Origin of the sequence: Micromonospora sp. NPDC005686, assembly GCF_042871665.1 — a bacterium.
Lineage (GTDB): Bacteria > Actinomycetota > Actinomycetes > Mycobacteriales > Micromonosporaceae > Micromonospora.
In genome coordinates, this window is record NZ_JBIAIY010000001.1 from 176,809 (window position 1) to 192,472 (window position 15,664).

General features: G+C 73.7%; 14 protein-coding genes. 10 read left to right on the forward strand and 4 right to left on the reverse strand.

Annotated elements, in window-relative coordinates; genetic code table 11:
* The first annotated feature begins 4 nt into the window (after nt 1-4).
* On the forward strand, nt 5-877 hold the full coding sequence (locus ACFYON_RS00820; protein ID WP_387320430.1) for a lytic transglycosylase domain-containing protein: 873 nt from the start codon (nt 5-7) through the stop codon (nt 875-877).
* Nucleotides 878-941: 64 nt separating this feature from the next.
* Here the strand turns inward: ACFYON_RS00820 and ACFYON_RS00825 are convergent, their stop codons facing one another.
* A complete protein-coding gene (locus ACFYON_RS00825) occupies nt 942-3,068 on the reverse strand; it encodes an MMPL family transporter (protein WP_354872711.1) in 2,127 nt (708 codons plus the stop codon).
* A gap of 135 nt (nt 3,069-3,203) precedes the next feature.
* Here ACFYON_RS00825 and ACFYON_RS00830 point away from each other — a divergent pair, with 135 nt between their 5' ends.
* From ACFYON_RS00830 to ACFYON_RS00845, 4 genes are all read left to right on the forward strand, one after another.
* The gene (locus ACFYON_RS00830) at nt 3,204-3,719 is read left to right on the forward strand and encodes a MarR family transcriptional regulator (RefSeq protein ID WP_354872836.1); all 516 of its coding nucleotides are present in this window, start codon (nt 3,204-3,206) and stop codon (nt 3,717-3,719) included.
* Between the two features lie 2 nt (nt 3,720-3,721).
* Nucleotides 3,722-5,356: a CocE/NonD family hydrolase gene (locus tag ACFYON_RS00835; RefSeq protein WP_387320432.1), complete on the forward strand. Its 1,635-nt coding sequence runs from the start codon at nt 3,722-3,724 to the stop codon at nt 5,354-5,356.
* A 112-nt stretch (nt 5,357-5,468) separates the two neighbouring features.
* Nucleotides 5,469-6,044 (forward strand): helix-turn-helix domain-containing protein, encoded by a 576-nt coding sequence (locus ACFYON_RS00840; protein WP_354872709.1) that lies wholly within the window; start codon nt 5,469-5,471, stop codon nt 6,042-6,044.
* Between the two features lie 22 nt (nt 6,045-6,066).
* On the forward strand, nt 6,067-7,341 hold the full coding sequence (locus ACFYON_RS00845) for an MFS transporter (RefSeq protein WP_387320434.1): 1,275 nt from the start codon (nt 6,067-6,069) through the stop codon (nt 7,339-7,341).
* 50 nt (nt 7,342-7,391) lie between these two features.
* Here ACFYON_RS00845 and ACFYON_RS00850 read toward each other — a convergent pair whose 3' ends face one another.
* Nucleotides 7,392-7,595 carry a cold-shock protein gene (locus ACFYON_RS00850; RefSeq protein ID WP_184686822.1) on the reverse strand — a complete coding sequence of 68 codons (204 nt, stop codon included), beginning with the start codon at nt 7,593-7,595 and terminating at the stop codon, nt 7,392-7,394.
* Nucleotides 7,596-7,773: 178 nt separating this feature from the next.
* Between ACFYON_RS00850 and ACFYON_RS00855 the strand changes: the two genes are divergently transcribed.
* The gene (locus ACFYON_RS00855; RefSeq protein WP_354872703.1) at nt 7,774-8,448 is read left to right on the forward strand and encodes a 50S ribosomal protein L11 methyltransferase; all 675 of its coding nucleotides are present in this window, start codon (nt 7,774-7,776) and stop codon (nt 8,446-8,448) included.
* A gap of 89 nt (nt 8,449-8,537) precedes the next feature.
* Nucleotides 8,538-9,146 (forward strand): VTT domain-containing protein, encoded by a 609-nt coding sequence (locus ACFYON_RS00860; RefSeq protein ID WP_357707428.1) that lies wholly within the window; start codon nt 8,538-8,540, stop codon nt 9,144-9,146.
* A 45-nt stretch (nt 9,147-9,191) separates the two neighbouring features.
* Here ACFYON_RS00860 and ACFYON_RS00865 read toward each other — a convergent pair whose 3' ends face one another.
* Both ACFYON_RS00865 and ACFYON_RS00870 read right to left on the reverse strand, forming a co-directional pair.
* Nucleotides 9,192-9,845 (reverse strand): MBL fold metallo-hydrolase, encoded by a 654-nt coding sequence (locus ACFYON_RS00865; protein WP_354872698.1) that lies wholly within the window; start codon nt 9,843-9,845, stop codon nt 9,192-9,194.
* 8 nt (nt 9,846-9,853) lie between these two features.
* Entirely contained in the window at nt 9,854-10,570 is a 717-nt protein-coding gene (locus tag ACFYON_RS00870; protein ID WP_354872695.1) for a maleylpyruvate isomerase family mycothiol-dependent enzyme, read from the reverse strand.
* A gap of 237 nt (nt 10,571-10,807) precedes the next feature.
* Here ACFYON_RS00870 and rsgA point away from each other — a divergent pair, with 237 nt between their 5' ends.
* From rsgA to ACFYON_RS00885, 3 genes are all read left to right on the forward strand, one after another.
* Nucleotides 10,808-11,887 (forward strand): ribosome small subunit-dependent GTPase A, encoded by a 1,080-nt coding sequence (gene rsgA / locus ACFYON_RS00875; protein WP_354872693.1) that lies wholly within the window; start codon nt 10,808-10,810, stop codon nt 11,885-11,887.
* 208 nt (nt 11,888-12,095) lie between these two features.
* Nucleotides 12,096-15,038, forward strand: coding sequence for an excinuclease ABC subunit UvrA (gene uvrA, locus ACFYON_RS00880; protein WP_354872691.1), 2,943 nt, complete (start codon nt 12,096-12,098; stop codon nt 15,036-15,038).
* A gap of 98 nt (nt 15,039-15,136) precedes the next feature.
* Nucleotides 15,137-15,625, forward strand: coding sequence for a Rieske (2Fe-2S) protein (locus ACFYON_RS00885; RefSeq protein ID WP_354872689.1), 489 nt, complete (start codon nt 15,137-15,139; stop codon nt 15,623-15,625).
* Nucleotides 15,626-15,664 lie beyond the last annotated feature (39 nt).

Sequence of the window (15,664 nt, forward strand, 5' to 3'; positions counted from 1 at the left end):
TCCGATGCGGCGAGGACTCGGCCGGTGGGCTGTGGCAGCGGTGGCGCTGCTGGCGACGGGCATGCTGACGGCCTGCGGCGAGGAGGAACGGCCGGTCCGTGAGGTCGCCGTGGCGGTGCCCAGCACGGCGGCGCCGGTCGACGAGCCGCAGGAGGCGCCGGCCGACGCGCCGAGTGAGGAGCCACCGGCGGTGGCGGCGATGGGCGGCCGGCCCAGCCCGAGCGCGTCGGCGAGCGCGAAGCCGCGGGCCAAGCCGTCACGCACGTCGACGGCGCCGCTCGCGCGGCCGAAGCCGCCGACCGAGACCCAGGTTCCGCCGGCGCCGCCGAAGCCGGTGGAGAACGGCTGCAAGCCGAGCTACCGGGGCACCAAGGCCAGCCAGAGCCAGGTGAAGGCCGCGCTCGCCGACGCTGCGGCGCGCACCTACTGGCCGACCTCGGCGCCGGACATCCGCATCCCGTCGGCGCTGTTGAAGGCCACCGCCTGGCAGGAGAGCGGGTGGCAGTCGAACATCGTCGCCTGTGACGGCGGGGTCGGGCTGATGCAGGTCATGCCGGCCACGGCGGAGTGGATGAACCAGCGGTTCGGCCAGTCGTACGACATCGACGCCTACCGGGACAACGCCTACCTGGGCGGCACCTACCTGGCCTGGCTCACCAAGTACATCGGCGACATGTACTTCGAGTCCGACTACCGGCTGGACGCCTCGCTGTGCACCGCCGAGCCGAACTCCTGCCTGCTCAACGCCGTGATCGCCGCCTACAACTACGGACACGGGGCGGTGGCGCGGGAGGATCAGCCGCTGGCCGTCCCCAACCCGCAGTACGTGCGCAACGTGCGGGCGCTGATGACCGAGTGCGAGTGTCTGAGCTTCTAGGCGCGAGCGGACCGACGAGGGCGGGGCCGGCGCGCACGCGCCGGCCCCGCCCCGTCTGTTCGGCTCAGTCCCGTGCGGGAGCCGACTCGGCCGGCGCCAGGGCGGGCGCGTCGGCGTCCCGGGCGATCCGCCCGGGCCACCAGAACCGGTCGCCGAGCAGGAACGCCAGCGCCGGCACCAGCACGGTACGGACCAGCAGCGTGTCCAGCAGCACGCCGATGCAGACGATGATGCCGATCTGGGTGAGCGTGATCAGCGGCAGCACGCCGAGCACCGCGAACACCGCCGCCAGCAGGATGCCGGCGCTGGTGATGACGCCGCCGGTGACCCGAAGCGCCGACAGCATGCCGTCGCGGGTGCCGTTGCGGCGCGCGTCCTCCCGGGCCCGGGTGACCAGGAAGATGTTGTAGTCGACGCCGAGCGCCACCAGGAACACGAACGCGAGCAGCAGCACCCCGCTGTCCAGTGCCGGGAAGTCCAGCACGTGGTCGAAGAGCAGCCAGGCCGCGCCGAGGCTGGCGAAGAACGACCCGATGACCGTCAGCACCAGCAGCAGCGGCGCCAGGATCCCGCGCAGCAGCAGCACCAGCACCGCACCGACCAGCAGCAGGATGAGCGGCAGGATCAGCTGGAGGTCCTTGGTGTTCGCCTCGTTCGAGTCGTATGTCGCGGCCACCGGACCACCGACCAGGGCGCCGCCGGGAGCGTCCGCGCCGTCCACGGCGGGCGGCGCCGAGTCCGGTACGGCGGCCACGGCGTCGCGCAGCGCCACCACGGCGCGGTCGGAGGCGGCGCTGCCCGGCTCGGCGGTGAGCACCACGTCGATCTGGGTAACCCGGTCCCCGGCGGTGCCGGGGCGGGCCGAGGCGACCCCGTCGACGTCGGAGGCGGCGGCGAGGACGGCCTGGGCGGCCCGCGGGTTGGTGATGACCGCGACCGGCTGGGTGCTGCCGGCCGGGAAGGCCCGGGCGAGCGTCTCCGCGCCGGCGACCGCCTCGGGCTTCTCGCTGAACTGCTCGGTCTCGGACAGCCCGGTGCGGATGCCCAGGCCGCCGAGCGCGAGGCCGGCGAGCAGCAGGACGGCGAGCGCGGCGACCGGCAGCGGGCGGCGGACCACCAGCTCGCCGAGGCGGCCCCAGATCCGGCCCTCGCGGGCGGCGCTGCCGACGCGGGGGATGAACGGCCAGAACAGGCCCCGGCCGAACAGCAGCAGCGCGGCGGGGAGCACGAACAGCGCGGAGAGCATGGCGAAGATCACACCGGTGGCGCAGGCCAGGGCGAGCGCCCGGTTGGTCTCCTGCTCGGACAGCAGCAGCGTCAGCACGCCGAGGACGACCGTGCTGCCGCTGGCCAGGATCGGCTCGGCGGTACGGCGCAGCGCGGCGCGCATGGCGGCGAACCGGTCCTCCTCGCGGCGTAGCTCCTCCCGGTAGCGGGCGATGAGCAGCAACGCGTAGTTGGTGGCGGCGCCGAACACCAGCACGCTGGCGATGCCCGTCACCTGCCCGCTGGGCAGGTAGATGCCGAACGCGGGGACGAGGGACTCCACCACGCGCAGCGTGATCTGCTCGGTGGCGCCCACCACCAGCAGCGGCACCAGCCACAGGAACGGGCTGCGGTAGGTGATCAGCAGCAGCACCGCCACCACGGCGGCGGTGATCAGCAGCAGCGTGGTGTCCGCGCCCTCGAACACCTTGCCCAGGTCGGCGGTGAACGCCGGACCGCCGGTGACCTCGACTTTCAGCTCGCCGGGCAGGTCACCGACCGCCTCGCGGAGCTTCTCCACCTCGTCGACCACCGCCGACGGGCCGCCCTCGGTGGACAGCGGCACCGCGACCAGCGCCACAGTGCCGTCCGGGGAGACCTGGGCGGGGGAGACCCGCCCGCCGGCCGCGAGTGAGCTCAGCTCGCCGGCGATGCCGTCGAGCGTGCCGCGGTCCGTGCCGCTGAGCGGTGCCTGGTCGGCGCGGCTGACCACCACCAGGGCGGTCTGGGCGTCCTTGGAGGGCAACTGGTCCTGGAGCCGTTCGACCTGCGTCGACTGCCATTCCACGGACAGGCCGGTGTCGGAGACCGGAGCGGGGTTGTCCGGCTTCGGCAGCCCGAAGGCGACCACGCCGACGACGAGCGCGACGGCCAGAGTGAGCCAGGCGGCGAGCTGGCCCCGGACGACGCGGGAGAACAGTGACATCGGATGCCCTCACATGTTGGTCGCGGAGTATTCTCTCTGAACAAGTATCTTGATGAGCGAGATTATCCGGGGTGGTTCTATGCTGCAACCGGACCGGTTCGGACAAGGGGGCGGCAAGCCGTGGCGGCGCACAGGATGTACCGGCGACGCGACGACCCGCGCGGTCGGATGGTCGCCGAGATCACCAACGACCTGCGCCGTTACTCGGTCGACGCCCAGCACATCGGGCACGCGTTCGCCGGGCTGCACGGGCTCAACGCCACCGACCTGTACGCCCTGATCGCGGTCATGGAGGCCGAGCTGGTGGGCGATCCGATCACCCCGGGCCGGCTCGGCGAGGCGCTCAATCTCTCCTCCGGCTCGGTCACCGCGCTCGTCGACCGGCTGGAGCGGGGCGGCCACATCCGGCGCGACCGGGACACCGCCGACCGGCGCAAGATCCTGCTGCACTACGCCGACCGCGGCGCCACGCTGGCGCAGAGCTTCTTCGGGCCGCTCGGACGCCGTACCGACGAGGTGATGGACCGGTTCAGCGACGACGAGCTGGCCGTGGTGCAGCGGTTCATGGCCGAGATGGTGCACTCCATGCGCACCCACCGGGACGAGATCCGCGCCGCGCCCCGCCCTGGCACCGGGTCCGGGGGCGCCTGACCGTGCGGCTGCTCACCCGGGCCGCCGCCGCGGCGCTGCGCCTGCCCGCCGCCCGCACCGGGCGGGTCGCCGTCCGCCGGGACATTCCGGTGCGGGTACGCGACGGGGTGACGCTGCGCACTGACCACTACGCGCCCGGCCTGCCCGCCGCGCCGTGCGTGCTGATCCGCACCCCGTACGGGCGGGGCGGGCCGATCCGGCTGCTGGGCCGCCTGATCGCCGAGCGGGGCTTCCACGTGGTGATCCAGTCGTGCCGCGGCACGTTCGGCTCCGGCGGCGAGTTCGCGCCGTTCGTGCACGAGCGCGACGACGGCCTGGACACGCTCGACTGGCTGCGCCGCCAGCCCTGGTGGACCGGCGCGTTCGGCATGTTCGGCGCCAGCTACCAGGGTTTCGTGCAGTGGGCGGTCGCCGCCGAGGCGGGCGAGGAACTGCGCGCGATGGTCGCCGTGGTGACCGCGTCGGCCACCCGCGACTCGACGTACGCGGGCGAGTCGTTCGCCCTGGACACGGTGCTCACCTGGGTCGAGCTGATCGAGGCGCAGACGGTGCCCTGGCTGGCCCGGCAGTGGGAACTCAAACGCGGCCAGCCCCGGCTCGCCCGCGCCCTGACGCACCTGCCGCTGGTCGAGGCCGACGGGATCGCCACCGGCGTGACCGTGCCCTTCTTCCAGGAGTGGCTGCGCCACCACACTCCCGACGCCGACTACTGGCGTACCCGGGTCTTCGGCGACCGGATCACCGAGGTCCGCGCGCCGGTCGCCATGGTCAGCGGCTGGCAGGACATCTTCCTGCCAGCCCAGCTCGACGACTACGCCCGCCTGCGGGCCGCCGGGGCACGCGTCCGCCTGGTCGTCGGGCCGTGGACGCACGGCAGTCCCGGGCTGCTCCTGGCGTCGCTGCGGGAGGGGGTGGACTGGCTCGACACGCACCTGGCCGGGCGGCCCGCGCCACCGCGGGCGCCGGTGCGGGTGCACGTCGGCGGCGGCTGGCGCGACCTGCCGGACTGGCCGCCGCCCGCCACGCCGGTCCGGTGGTATCTGCGGTCCGGTGGCGCGCTCGCCCCGCAGCCGCAGGAGCGCGGCACGCCGGACCGCATCCGGTACGACCCGGCCGACCCGACCCCGTCGCTGGGCGGGCCGCTGCTGGTGGCTCAGCGGGCCGGCCCGGTGGACAACCGGCCGGTGGAGGCCCGCCCGGACGTGCTCACCTACACCAGTGAGCCGTTGCGGGAGCCGGTCGAGGTGGCCGGGCCGGTACGCGCCGAGATCCACCTGCGGAGCGAACTGTCGTACCTGGACGTGTTCGTGCGCCTGTGTGACGTGGACCGGCGCGGGCGCTCCTGGAACGTCTGTGACGGCCTGGTACGCGTCGAGCCGGGCCGGTTCCCGCGCGACCCGTCCGGAGTGGTCACCGTGCCGGTCCCGCTCTGGCCGACCGCGTACCGCTTCGCGCCGGGGCACCGGCTGCGGGTACAGGTCTCCGGCGGCGCCCACCCCCGTTACGCGCGCAACCCCGGCACCGGTGAGCCGCTCGGCACCGCCGTGACCCTCCGCGCCGGCTGGCGGGAGGTGCTGCACGACGGCGAGCACCCCTCGGCGCTGGTGCTGCCGCTGGTGCCCGCGCTGTCCACCTGAGCCGGGCCGAGCCCGCCGGACGCCGACCGAGCCGTCCAGGTGCGCGACAGGCGTGGCAACTATTGCGCAATAGTAATTGCGCAACAGCTCTTGCGGATGCGAGAGTGGCGCCATGGCAGAGGGAACCGTCCGGCATATCACCGACTCGCGGGTGCTCGCCGCGCTCGCCCATCCGCTGCGCCGCCGGCTCATGGACGTGCTCAAGGTGTACGGCCCGTGCACCGTCGGCATGCTCGCCGTGCGCACCGATCAGGCACCGGCGAACGTGAGCCACCACCTCAAGGTGCTCGCCGCCGCCGACCTGCTGGTCGAGGCGCCCGAGCTGGCCCGGGACCGCCGGGAACGCTGGTGGAAGCCCCGCAACCGGGGCGTGCGCTGGTCCGAGTCCGACTTCGGTGACGACCCGTCCACCCGGGTCGTCGTCGAGGCCGCCGGCTCGCTCAACCTGGAGCGGCACACCGAACTGGTGCGGGCCTGGCACGCCGCGTCGGACGAGACGCACGCCGCCTGGAACGACGCCCCGTTCAGCACCGACCACTGGCTGCACCTGACCCCGGAGGAGCTGGACACGCTCGGCCGTGAGGTGATCGCCCTGCTCACCCGCTGGGCAGACCGGCCCGCCCCGGACGACGGACAGCGCCGCGAGCCGGTCTTCGTGTTCGCCCACGGCGTCCCGGGCCGGCCGTGAACGCCGTACCGGGGCGGCGGTCGTGACCGCCCCCGCGCGCACGTCCGGGCCGGTTGACGCTCCACCGGGCCGGCTGTTCCGGCACCACGACTTCCGGCTGCTCTGGACCGGCCACACGGTCAGCGCCGTGGGCAGCAACATGACCACAGTGGCGCTGCCGCTGGTCGCGGTCGCGGTGCTCGACGCGAGCACGTTCCAGGTGGCGGTGCTCACCGCCGCGGCCTGGCTGCCCTGGCTGCTGGCCGGCCTGCCGGTCGGGGCGTGGGTCGACCGGGTCCGCCGCCGCCCGGTGATGATCGCCGCCGACATCGTCGCCGCCGCGCTGTTCGCCAGCGTGCCGGTGGCCGCCCTGGCCGGACTGCTCACCGTCGGGCACCTGCTGACCGTGGCGCTCGGTGCCGGCCTGGCCCGGGTCTTCTTCGAAACCGCCGACCAGGTCTACCTGCCCACGCTGCTGCGTCCCGAGCAGGTGCCCGGCGCCAACGCCCGGCTGCACGCCACGCAGACGGCGAGCTACCTCGTCGGGCCCGGCCTCGCCGGACTGGTCGCCCAGCTCATCGGCGCGGTGACCGCTGTGGCACTGGACGCGTTCAGCTTCCTGCTGTCCGCGCTGTGCCTGCGTCGCATCCGCGCCGTCGAACCCCGGCCGCACCGTCCCGCCGGGACGACGTCGCTGCGCCGCGAGGTCGCCACCGGGCTGCGATTCGTCGCCCGCGACCCGTACCTGCGGGTGCTGACGGTGTTCGGGGCGGCGAGCAACATCGGGCTCACCGGCTACCAAGCGGTGCTCGTGGTGTTCCTGGTCCGCTCGGCCGACCTCTCGGCGGGCCTGGTCGGCCTCCTGATCGGGCTCGCCAGCCTCGGCGGCGTGATCGGCGCGACGCTCGCCGCGCGCCTGGCCCGCCGGTTCGGCAGCGCCCGCACCGTGCTGCTCGCCGGTGCCCTCACCGGCCCGCCCGCGCTGCTCATCCCGCTGGCCGGGCCCGGCGCGCGCACGGCGTGGCTGGTGCTCGGCGGCGTGCTGGTGAGTCTGGGCGTCGCGATCGGCAACGTGGTCAAGGGCAGCTTCCGGCAGACGTACACGCCGCACCGGCTGCTCGGCCGGGTCACGGTCAGCATGCATCTGCTCAACTACGGCACGATTCCGCTGGCCGCGCTGCTCGCCGGGGCGCTGGGCGCGGCCTGGGGGCCGGGCGGCGCGATCCGGGCGATGACCGCCTGGCTGGCGCTGACCCCGCTGATCCTGCTGGCCGGGCCGCTACGGAAGCGGCGCGACCTGCCGGTCGCGCCGTCCTGATGGTGCGCTGCGACGGCGGTCGGGTTGCGACCGCCGTCACCGGCACGTCACTACATGGGACGGACGTTGTCCGCCTGCGGGCCCTTCTGGCCCTGGGTCACCTCGAACTCGACCTTCTGGCCCTCGTTCAGCTCGCGGTAGCCATTGCTCTGAATGGCCGAGTAGTGGACGAACACGTCCGGGCCTCCGCCGTCCTGCTCGATGAAGCCGAAGCCCTTTTCCGAGTTGAACCACTTGACCGTGCCGGTTGCCATGCGTCTCTCCCTGTTCAATGCGGGCGAGCACCTGCCGCGGCCGGTGATCGCCCTGTACCACCCCGACAGTAACCTCCCGGGCGGCAATCCGCTGCCGGAAGCGCGCGGCGCGCCCGGGAATACGTGTGCGGCGGGAAAAAGACCCCGTCGTCGGGCGGGGCGCGGCATGCTTGCCCCGATGAGCACGCAGACGGCTCTGGCCGACCTGGAACAGGAGATCGCGGCGCCCGGCGTGGGCCCGGACCGCCTGCGTCTGGTCGGCACGCCGTTCGTGCCCGAGGTGCGCCTGCACCTGGCCGAGGACGCCATCCTGTGGTGGGCCCGGATGGAGGCCGCCGCCGGGCGGTCGCTGCCGCCGCCGTACTGGGCGTCGGTCTGGGCCGGTGGCCAGGCGCTCGCCCGGCACCTGCTGGACCATCCCGAGCTGGCCGCCGGGCGGCGCGTGCTCGACCTGGGCGCCGGATCGGGGCTGGTAGCCATCGCCGCCGCGCTCGCCGGGGCCGACGAGGTGGTCGCCAACGACATCGACCCGCACGCGGTGGCCGCCGTCACGGTGAACGCCCGCGCCAACCGGGTCCGGGTGAGCGTCGACGGCGCCGACCTGCTCGACGGGGTGGCTACCGCCGACCTGCTGGTGGCCGGCGACGCGCTCTACGACGCGGGCCTGGCCGCCCGGGTCCTGCCCTACCTGCGGCGTTGCGCCGCGCACGGGGTGCAGGTGCTGGTCGGCGACCCGGACCGGGGCCACCTGCCGCCGGACGGGCTGGAAGTGGTGGCCAGCTATCCGGTGCCGACCACCGAACCCGCCGTCGACTCCCCGGTACGCCGGGTGCAGGTGCTGCGCCCCCGCTGACCCCCAGGAAACTCCGGGTCGGGTGTCGGGGACCACTGGGGGTACGTGCCCGATGTGCCGGTGCGCCACCGGGACATAGCGTGCTGCTCATGAACGAACTCGTGGCCGCCGCCGGTGAGCTGCCCACCACCCTGCTGATGGGGCTGCTCGGCGTGGTCATGCTCGCTGACGCCGTACCCCTCATCGGGGTGCTGGTGCCCGGCGACGCCGCGGTCCTCGCGGCGGTCGGCGCGGGCCGCCCGGCCGGCGGGGCGCTCACCGTCGCGGCGGTGGTCGCCGGCTGCGTGGCCGGGTGGTCGCTGAGCTTCTTCGCCGGCCGGCGCTGGGGCGGGTGGCTGCGGGACAGCCGGGTGGGCGGCTGGATCGGCGAGTCCCGCTGGGCCGCCGCCGAGACGCTGCTGCACCGCGGCGGCGGACGGATCGTGCTGGTGGCCCCGTTCCTGCCGGTTTTCAACGCGCTGCTGCCGCTGGCGGCCGGCGGGCTGCGGATGTCGTACCGGCGGTTCCTGGCGTGCGCGGCGGCCGGGGCGACCGCGTGGGCCGGGCTCTACGTGGCGCTGGGGCTGGCCGCGCGGGCGCTGACCGGCCTGCTGCCCGCGGCGCTCAACCCGACGGTGCTGACCATGGCGGTCGGGCTGCTGCTGGCCGGTCCGGTGCTGCTCGTCACCCGGCGGCGGCTGCGGGCGGTCACCGGCTGATCGCGCCCGGCCCGGCCGCCACGGGGGAGGCCGGGCCGGGCGTGCTCACCAGCCGCGGGCGCGCCACTGCGGCAGCGCGGGCCGCTCGGCGCCGATTGTGCTGTCCGTGCCGTGGCCCGGGTAGAACCAGGTGTCGTCCGGCAGCCGGTCGAACAGCTTGGTCTCGACGTCGTCGATGAGCCGGCCGAAGCGCTCCGGGTCCTGGTCGGTGTTTCCCACGCCACCCGGGAAGAGGGAGTCCCCGGTGAAGAGATGCGGGGTGCCGGCCGGGTCGCGGTAGAGCAGCGCGATCGAACCCGGCGTGTGCCCGCGCACGTGGATGACCTCCAGCGCGCAGTCACCGACCGGCACCGTGTCGCCGTCGGCGAGCCGCTCGGCCTCGATGGGCAGGCCCTCGGCGTCGTCGGCGTGCACCAGCGCGCGCGCACCGGTCTTGGCCACCACCTCCTCCAGCGCGACCCAGTGGTCCATGTGCTGGTGGGTGGTCACCACGGCGGCCAGCCCGCCGTCGCCGACCAGCTCCAGCAGGCGCGGCGCCTCGTTCGCGGCGTCGATCAGCACCTGCTCGCCGGTGGCCTTGCAGCGCAGCAGATAGGCGTTGTTGTCCATCGGGCCCACCGACAGCTTGGTGACGGTGAGCCGGTCGAGCTCGCGTACGGCCGGCGGGCCGCCGGGCGTGACGTCTCCGGTGTAGGTCATGACGATGTTCAGATCCATTCCGGTGGGTTCGGCAGGGGGCCGTCGGGTTCGACGGTGAGCATCTCGCCCGCGCCCCGGCCGGTCAGCCAGGCGGCGAGTTCCGGCGCGGGGCCGGTGACCGTGGGCGCCCCCTCCGGGTCGCCCACGACGAGTTCGGACGCGGCGCCGTCGAAACGCAGCACCATGGATGGCGCGGCCGGGTCGCCGGCCAGCCCGGTCACCACCTCGTGCAGCAGCCGCTGGGCGAACGCCTCCGGCCAGTCCACGGGCCGGTAACCGGCGGCCAGGTCGACGTGGTGCACCTCGACCTCGCGCAGCCGGCCCCAGACCAGCATCGCCGCCGGCCACGGGCCACGCCGGGTCTGCACCGTGGTGCCCCAGGCGTCGACGGGCATCGCCGCGACCGCCGCGTCGAGGCGTTGGCCGCTGCGGCGTACGTCGTCCAGCAGGTCGGCCGGGCCACGGCCGGCACCGGCGTCGATGTCGTCGGCGCGGCTCTGCGCCGAGGCGTACATCGGGATCTCCTCGCCGGTGCGCGCGGAGGTGAGCAGGTTGACGAACCCGTCGGCGTTGCGGGCCAGGTGGGTGAGCACGTGCGCGCGGGACCAGCCCGGCAGCAGGGACGGCGCCGCGACGTCCGCGGCGGTCAGGCCGGACACGGTACGCAGCAGCCGGTCGTTCGCCTCGGCCAGCGCGCCGGTCAGCAGCAGGGGGTCGGCGGTCATCGGTTTCTCACGGTCCGACCCTAGCGGGCCGGACCGGGCCGTGCCGCCGGGGAAATCGCTTTCGGCGCGTCGGCGTGGCCCCTACCGTCGGGGCCGACGACACGGGGAGCGGGGCCGGACGCGCCGGGCTCCACGTCGTCCCGAACGCGGCACCGGGAGTCGGAGGGGAGGTGGTGCGCATGCCGGTCGCAACGCGTGTGTTCCGCCGTATCTCCCCTCGACACCGATGAGGACACCATGACTCTCGATCTGACCGCCCTCGGCTGGGATACCGGCTGGGCGGCCCATCTCGACCGTCGCTCCGGCCGTACACCCGGGCGTGTCGCCCGGGTGGACCGGGGCGTCTGCACCGTGCTGTGCCCGCAGGGGCCGGTGCGGGCCAGCCTCGGCGGCGGCGTGCTGTCCGCCGCCGCCCGCGACCTGACCGCGCTGCCCTGCGCGGGTGACTGGGTGCTGCTGTGCGCCTGGCCGGACGGCCCGGTCACCGTGGAGGCGGTGCTGCCCCGGCGTACCGCGCTGGTGCGGCGTACCGCCGGCAAGGACGCCAGTGGCCAGGTGCTGGCCGCCAACCTCGACGCCGCCGCGGTGGTCGAGCCGGTGCACCCGGAGCCGGACGCCGCGCGGATCGAACGGCTGCTGTCCCTGGTGCACGAATCCGGGGCGGAGCCGCTGGTCGTGCTCACCAAGGCCGACCTGGCCGCCGACCCGGCGGCGGTGGCCCGGCAACTGGCCGACCTCGCGCCGGGGGTGCCGGTGCTGCCGGTCAGCGCCGAGCGGGGCACCGGCCTGGCGCCGCTGCGCCGGCACGTCGGCCCGGGGCGCACGCTCGGCCTGCTCGGCCCGTCCGGGGCCGGCAAGTCGAGCCTGGTCAACGCGCTGGCCGGGGCTGACGTGATGCGCACCCAGGCGATCCGCCGGGTCGACGGCAAGGGCCGGCACACCACCACCTGGCGGTCGCTGGTGCCGCTGCCGGGTGGGGGAGCGGTGCTGGACACCCCCGGCGTACGGGCGGTCGGCCTGCTCGACGGCGCGGCCGGCCTGGACCGGGCGTTCGCCGACATCACCGAGCTGGCCGCCGGCTGCCGGTACGGCGACTGCGCCCACGACGCCGAGCCGGGCTGCGCGGTGCGGGCCGCGCTGGACGACGGTGCGCTGCCGGTGCGCCGCTGGGAGAGCTGGCGCCGGCTGCAGCGGGAGATCGAGTACGAGAGCGGCCGGCGCGCGGCCCGGTCGGCGGCCGAACGGCGGGGCGGCCGGCGGGCCGGGCGGCGACGCACCGGACGTCCGGCCACCCCGCCCGGTCCTGGGGGATTCTGAGCCGGCGCGGGCCGGTCGGGTGGTCCTGCGTGGTTCGCGCCCGACTGGCCTGAGCTGGGGGAATGTTCGCACGACGGAAGTTGTCATACGCCGGGGCTAGAGTTGCCGAGGCGTTTTCTCTGCGCCTCGACAACCTGTGAAAACCATCCAGACCCGGCGTCTGGTGCACAGATCCGCCTCATATTCTTCTTCCGGGAGCACACGCACCGTGGCCGACCGACTGATCATCCGTGGCGCGCGCGAGCACAACCTGCGTGACGTGAGTCTCGACCTGCCCCGGGACGCCCTGATCGTCTTCACCGGGCTCTCCGGTTCGGGCAAGTCGAGCCTGGCGTTCGACACCATCTTCGCCGAGGGGCAGCGCCGCTACGTCGAGTCGCTGTCGTCGTACGCCCGGCAGTTCCTCGGCCAGATGGACAAGCCCGACGTCGACTTCATCGAGGGCCTCAGTCCCGCCGTCTCCATCGACCAGAAGTCCACCTCGCGCAACCCGCGCTCCACCGTCGGCACCATCACCGAGGTCTACGACTACCTCCGCCTGCTGTTCGCCCGCATCGGCGAGCCGCACTGCCCGGTCTGCGGCGAGCGGATCTCCAAGCAGAGCCCGCAGCAGATCGTTGACCGGGTCCTGGCCATGGCCGAGGGCACCCGGTTCATGGTGCTCGCGCCGGTGGTGCGCGGCCGCAAGGGCGAGTACGTCGACCTCTTCGCCGAACTCCAGGCCAAGGGCTACGCCCGCGCCCGGGTCGACGGCGTGGTGCACCCGCTGACCGAGCCGCCGAAGCTCAAGAAGCAGGAGAAGCACACCATCGAGGTGGTGATCGACCGGCTCAGCGTCAAGCCGAGCGCCAAGCAGCGGCTGACCGACTCGGTCGAGGCCGCGCTCGGCCTGTCCGGCGGCCTGGTGCTGCTCGACTTCGTCGACCTGCCGGAGGACGACCCGGCCCGGGAGCGCCGCTACTCCGAGCACCTGGCCTGCCCGAACGACCACCCGCTCGCCATCGAGGACCTGGAACCCCGGGTCTTCTCCTTCAACGCCCCGTACGGCGCCTGCCCGGAGTGCACCGGCCTGGGCACCAAGAAGGAGGTGGACCCGGAGCTGGTCATCCCCGACCCGGAGCGCACCCTGCGCGAGGGCGCGATCCAGCCCTGGGCCACCGGGCACAACCTCGAATACTTCCTGCGGCTGCTGGAGGCGCTCGGCGAGGCCGAGCACTTCGACATCGACACGCCGTGGCGGGCGCTGCCGTCGCGGGCGCAGAAGACGATCCTGCACGGCTCCGACGACCAGGTGCACGTGCGCTACCGCAACAAGTACGGCCGCGAGCGGTCCTACTACACCGGCTTCGAGGGCGTGGTGCAGTGGATCGAGCGCCGGCACACCGACACCGAGTCGGAATGGTCCCGGGACAAGTACGAGGGCTACATGCGGGACGTGCCCTGCGCGGCCTGCGGCGGCACCCGGCTCAAGCCCGAGGTGCTCGCGGTCACCCTGGCCGGCAAGAGCATCGCCGAGGTCTGCAACCTCTCCGTCGGCGAGGCGGCCGACCTGCTGGCCGGCATCGAGCTGACCGACCGGCAGAAGATGATCGCCGAGCGGGTGCTCAAGGAGATCAACGCCCGGCTGAAGTTCCTGCTCGACGTGGGCCTGGACTACCTGTCCCTGGACCGCCCGGCCGGCACCCTCTCCGGCGGTGAGGCGCAGCGCATCCGGCTCGCCACCCAGATCGGCTCGGGCCTGGTCGGTGTGCTCTACGTGCTCGACGAGCCGTCGATCGGCCTGCACCAGCGGGACAACCACCGGCTCATCGAGACGCTGCTGCGGCTGCGCGGCCTGGGCAACACGCTGATCGTGGTCGAGCACGACGAGGACACCATCCGGGTCGCCGACTGGATCGTCGACATCGGCCCGGGCGCGGGCGAGCACGGCGGCAAGATCGTGCACAGCGGGTCGGTACCGGCGCTGCTGGACAACACCGAGTCGGTCACCGGGGCGTACCTGGCCGGCCGCAAGGCCATCCCGACGCCCGCCACCCGCCGGCCGCAGACGCCGGGCCGGGAGCTGGTGGTGCACGGCGCGCGCGAGCACAACCTGCGCAACCTCACCGTGAGCTTCCCGCTGGGCCAGCTCATCGCGGTCACCGGGGTCAGCGGGTCGGGCAAGTCGACGCTGGTGAACGACATCCTCTACGCCGTGCTGGCCAATCAGATCAACGGGGCCCGGCTGGTGCCCGGCCGGCACACCCGGGTCACCGGCCTGGAGCACGTGGACAAGGTCGTCGGCGTGGACCAGTCACCGATCGGGCGGACGCCGCGGTCCAACCCCGCCACGTACACCGGGGTCTGGGACCACGTCCGCAAACTCTTCGCCGAGACCACCGAGGCCAAGGTCCGGGGGTACGGCCCGGGCCGGTTCTCGTTCAACGTCAAGGGCGGGCGCTGCGAGGCGTGCTCCGGTGACGGCACCATCAAGATCGAGATGAACTTCCTGCCGGACGTCTACGTCCCCTGCGAGGTGTGCAAGGGCGCCCGCTACAACCGCGAGACCCTTGAGGTGCACTACAAGGGCAAGACGGTCGCCGAGGTGCTGGACATGCCGATCGAGGAGGCGGCCGAGTTCTTCTCCGCCATCCCGGCCATCCACCGGCACCTCAGGACGCTCGTCGACGTCGGCCTCGGCTACGTCCGCCTCGGCCAGCCCGCGCCGACGCTGTCCGGCGGCGAGGCGCAGCGCGTCAAGCTCGCCTCCGAACTCCAGAAGCGCTCCACCGGCCGCACCGTCTACGTGCTCGACGAGCCCACCACCGGCCTGCACTTCGAGGACATCCGCAAGCTGCTGATGGTGCTGGAGGGCCTGGTCGACAAGGGCAACACGGTCATCACCATCGAGCACAACCTCGACGTGATCAAGACGGCCGACTGGCTCATCGACATGGGCCCCGAGGGCGGCCACCGGGGCGGCACCGTACTCGCCACCGGCACGCCGGAGGAGGTCGCCGAGGTGCCGGAGAGCCACACCGGGGAGTTCCTGCGGCCGATCCTCAAGCTCGACGGCGAGGCCAAGGGCGCCAAGGCGGCCACCACCCGGGCGGCGAAGGCCAACGGCAGCGCCAAGCCGCGGGCCCGCAAGGTGCCCGCCGGGGCGCGCTGACCGGCCTCCTGCAACGGGCGGCCGTTAATTGACGCGTCAAAATGAACCGTGCCGCACGCATGTGCGTGTTCCGCAGTAAGTCGAGAGAAAGGCCGGAGATGAGTGATGATCAGGCGTTGACCCGACCGGTCACCCAGAGCCGCCGCAGTCTGCTCGCCGGTGCCGGCGCAGTGGGCGTGGCAGTGGTGCTCGCGGGCTGCGGCAGCGACGACGACGCGTCCCCGGGGCTCGCCCCGACCAGCGGTGGCCCGCCCGGCGCCACCGCGACCGGTGACGCCGGTGGCGGTGACCGGGCCGGCAGCAACGCCGTGGCCCGTACCTCGGACATCCCGGTCGGCGGGGGCGCGGTCTTCGCCACCCAGGGCGTGGTGATCACCCAGCCCGAGGCCGGCCAGTTCAAGGCGTTCGACCCGATCTGCACGCACCAGCGCTGCCCGGTGTCGAACGTCGACGGCGGCACGATCAACTGCACCTGCCACAACAGCCGGTTCTCGATCACCGACGGCTCGGTGAAGGGGGGCCCGGCCACCAAGCCGCTCGCGGCCAAGGAGATCAAGGTCGACGGCGACCAGATCCGCCTGGCCTGACCGGGTCCGCGTCCCCGCCACGTCGTGCGGGGACGCGGG

Excerpts from the sequence above, each read along its gene's own strand:
- ACFYON_RS00855 (WP_354872703.1), top strand. The coding sequence starts at position 7,774 with ATGAGCACGCAGACGGCTCTGGCCGACCTGGAACAGGAGATCGCGGCG.
- ACFYON_RS00840 (WP_354872709.1), top strand. The coding sequence starts at position 5,469 with ATGGCAGAGGGAACCGTCCGGCATATCACCGACTCGCGGGTGCTCGCC.
- rsgA (WP_354872693.1), top strand. The coding sequence starts at position 10,808 with ATGACTCTCGATCTGACCGCCCTCGGCTGGGATACCGGCTGGGCGGCC.
- ACFYON_RS00860 (WP_357707428.1), top strand. The coding sequence starts at position 8,538 with ATGAACGAACTCGTGGCCGCCGCCGGTGAGCTGCCCACCACCCTGCTG.
- ACFYON_RS00820 (WP_387320430.1), top strand. The coding sequence starts at position 5 with ATGCGGCGAGGACTCGGCCGGTGGGCTGTGGCAGCGGTGGCGCTGCTG.
- ACFYON_RS00885 (WP_354872689.1), top strand. The coding sequence starts at position 15,137 with ATGAGTGATGATCAGGCGTTGACCCGACCGGTCACCCAGAGCCGCCGC.
- ACFYON_RS00870 (WP_354872695.1), bottom strand. The coding sequence starts at position 10,570 with ATGACCGCCGACCCCCTGCTGCTGACCGGCGCGCTGGCCGAGGCGAAC.
- ACFYON_RS00865 (WP_354872698.1), bottom strand. The coding sequence starts at position 9,845 with ATGACCTACACCGGAGACGTCACGCCCGGCGGCCCGCCGGCCGTACGC.
- ACFYON_RS00850 (WP_184686822.1), bottom strand. The coding sequence starts at position 7,595 with ATGGCAACCGGCACGGTCAAGTGGTTCAACTCGGAAAAGGGCTTCGGC.
- ACFYON_RS00825 (WP_354872711.1), bottom strand. The coding sequence starts at position 3,068 with ATGTCACTGTTCTCCCGCGTCGTCCGGGGCCAGCTCGCCGCCTGGCTC.
- ACFYON_RS00830 (WP_354872836.1), top strand. The coding sequence starts at position 3,204 with ATGTACCGGCGACGCGACGACCCGCGCGGTCGGATGGTCGCCGAGATC.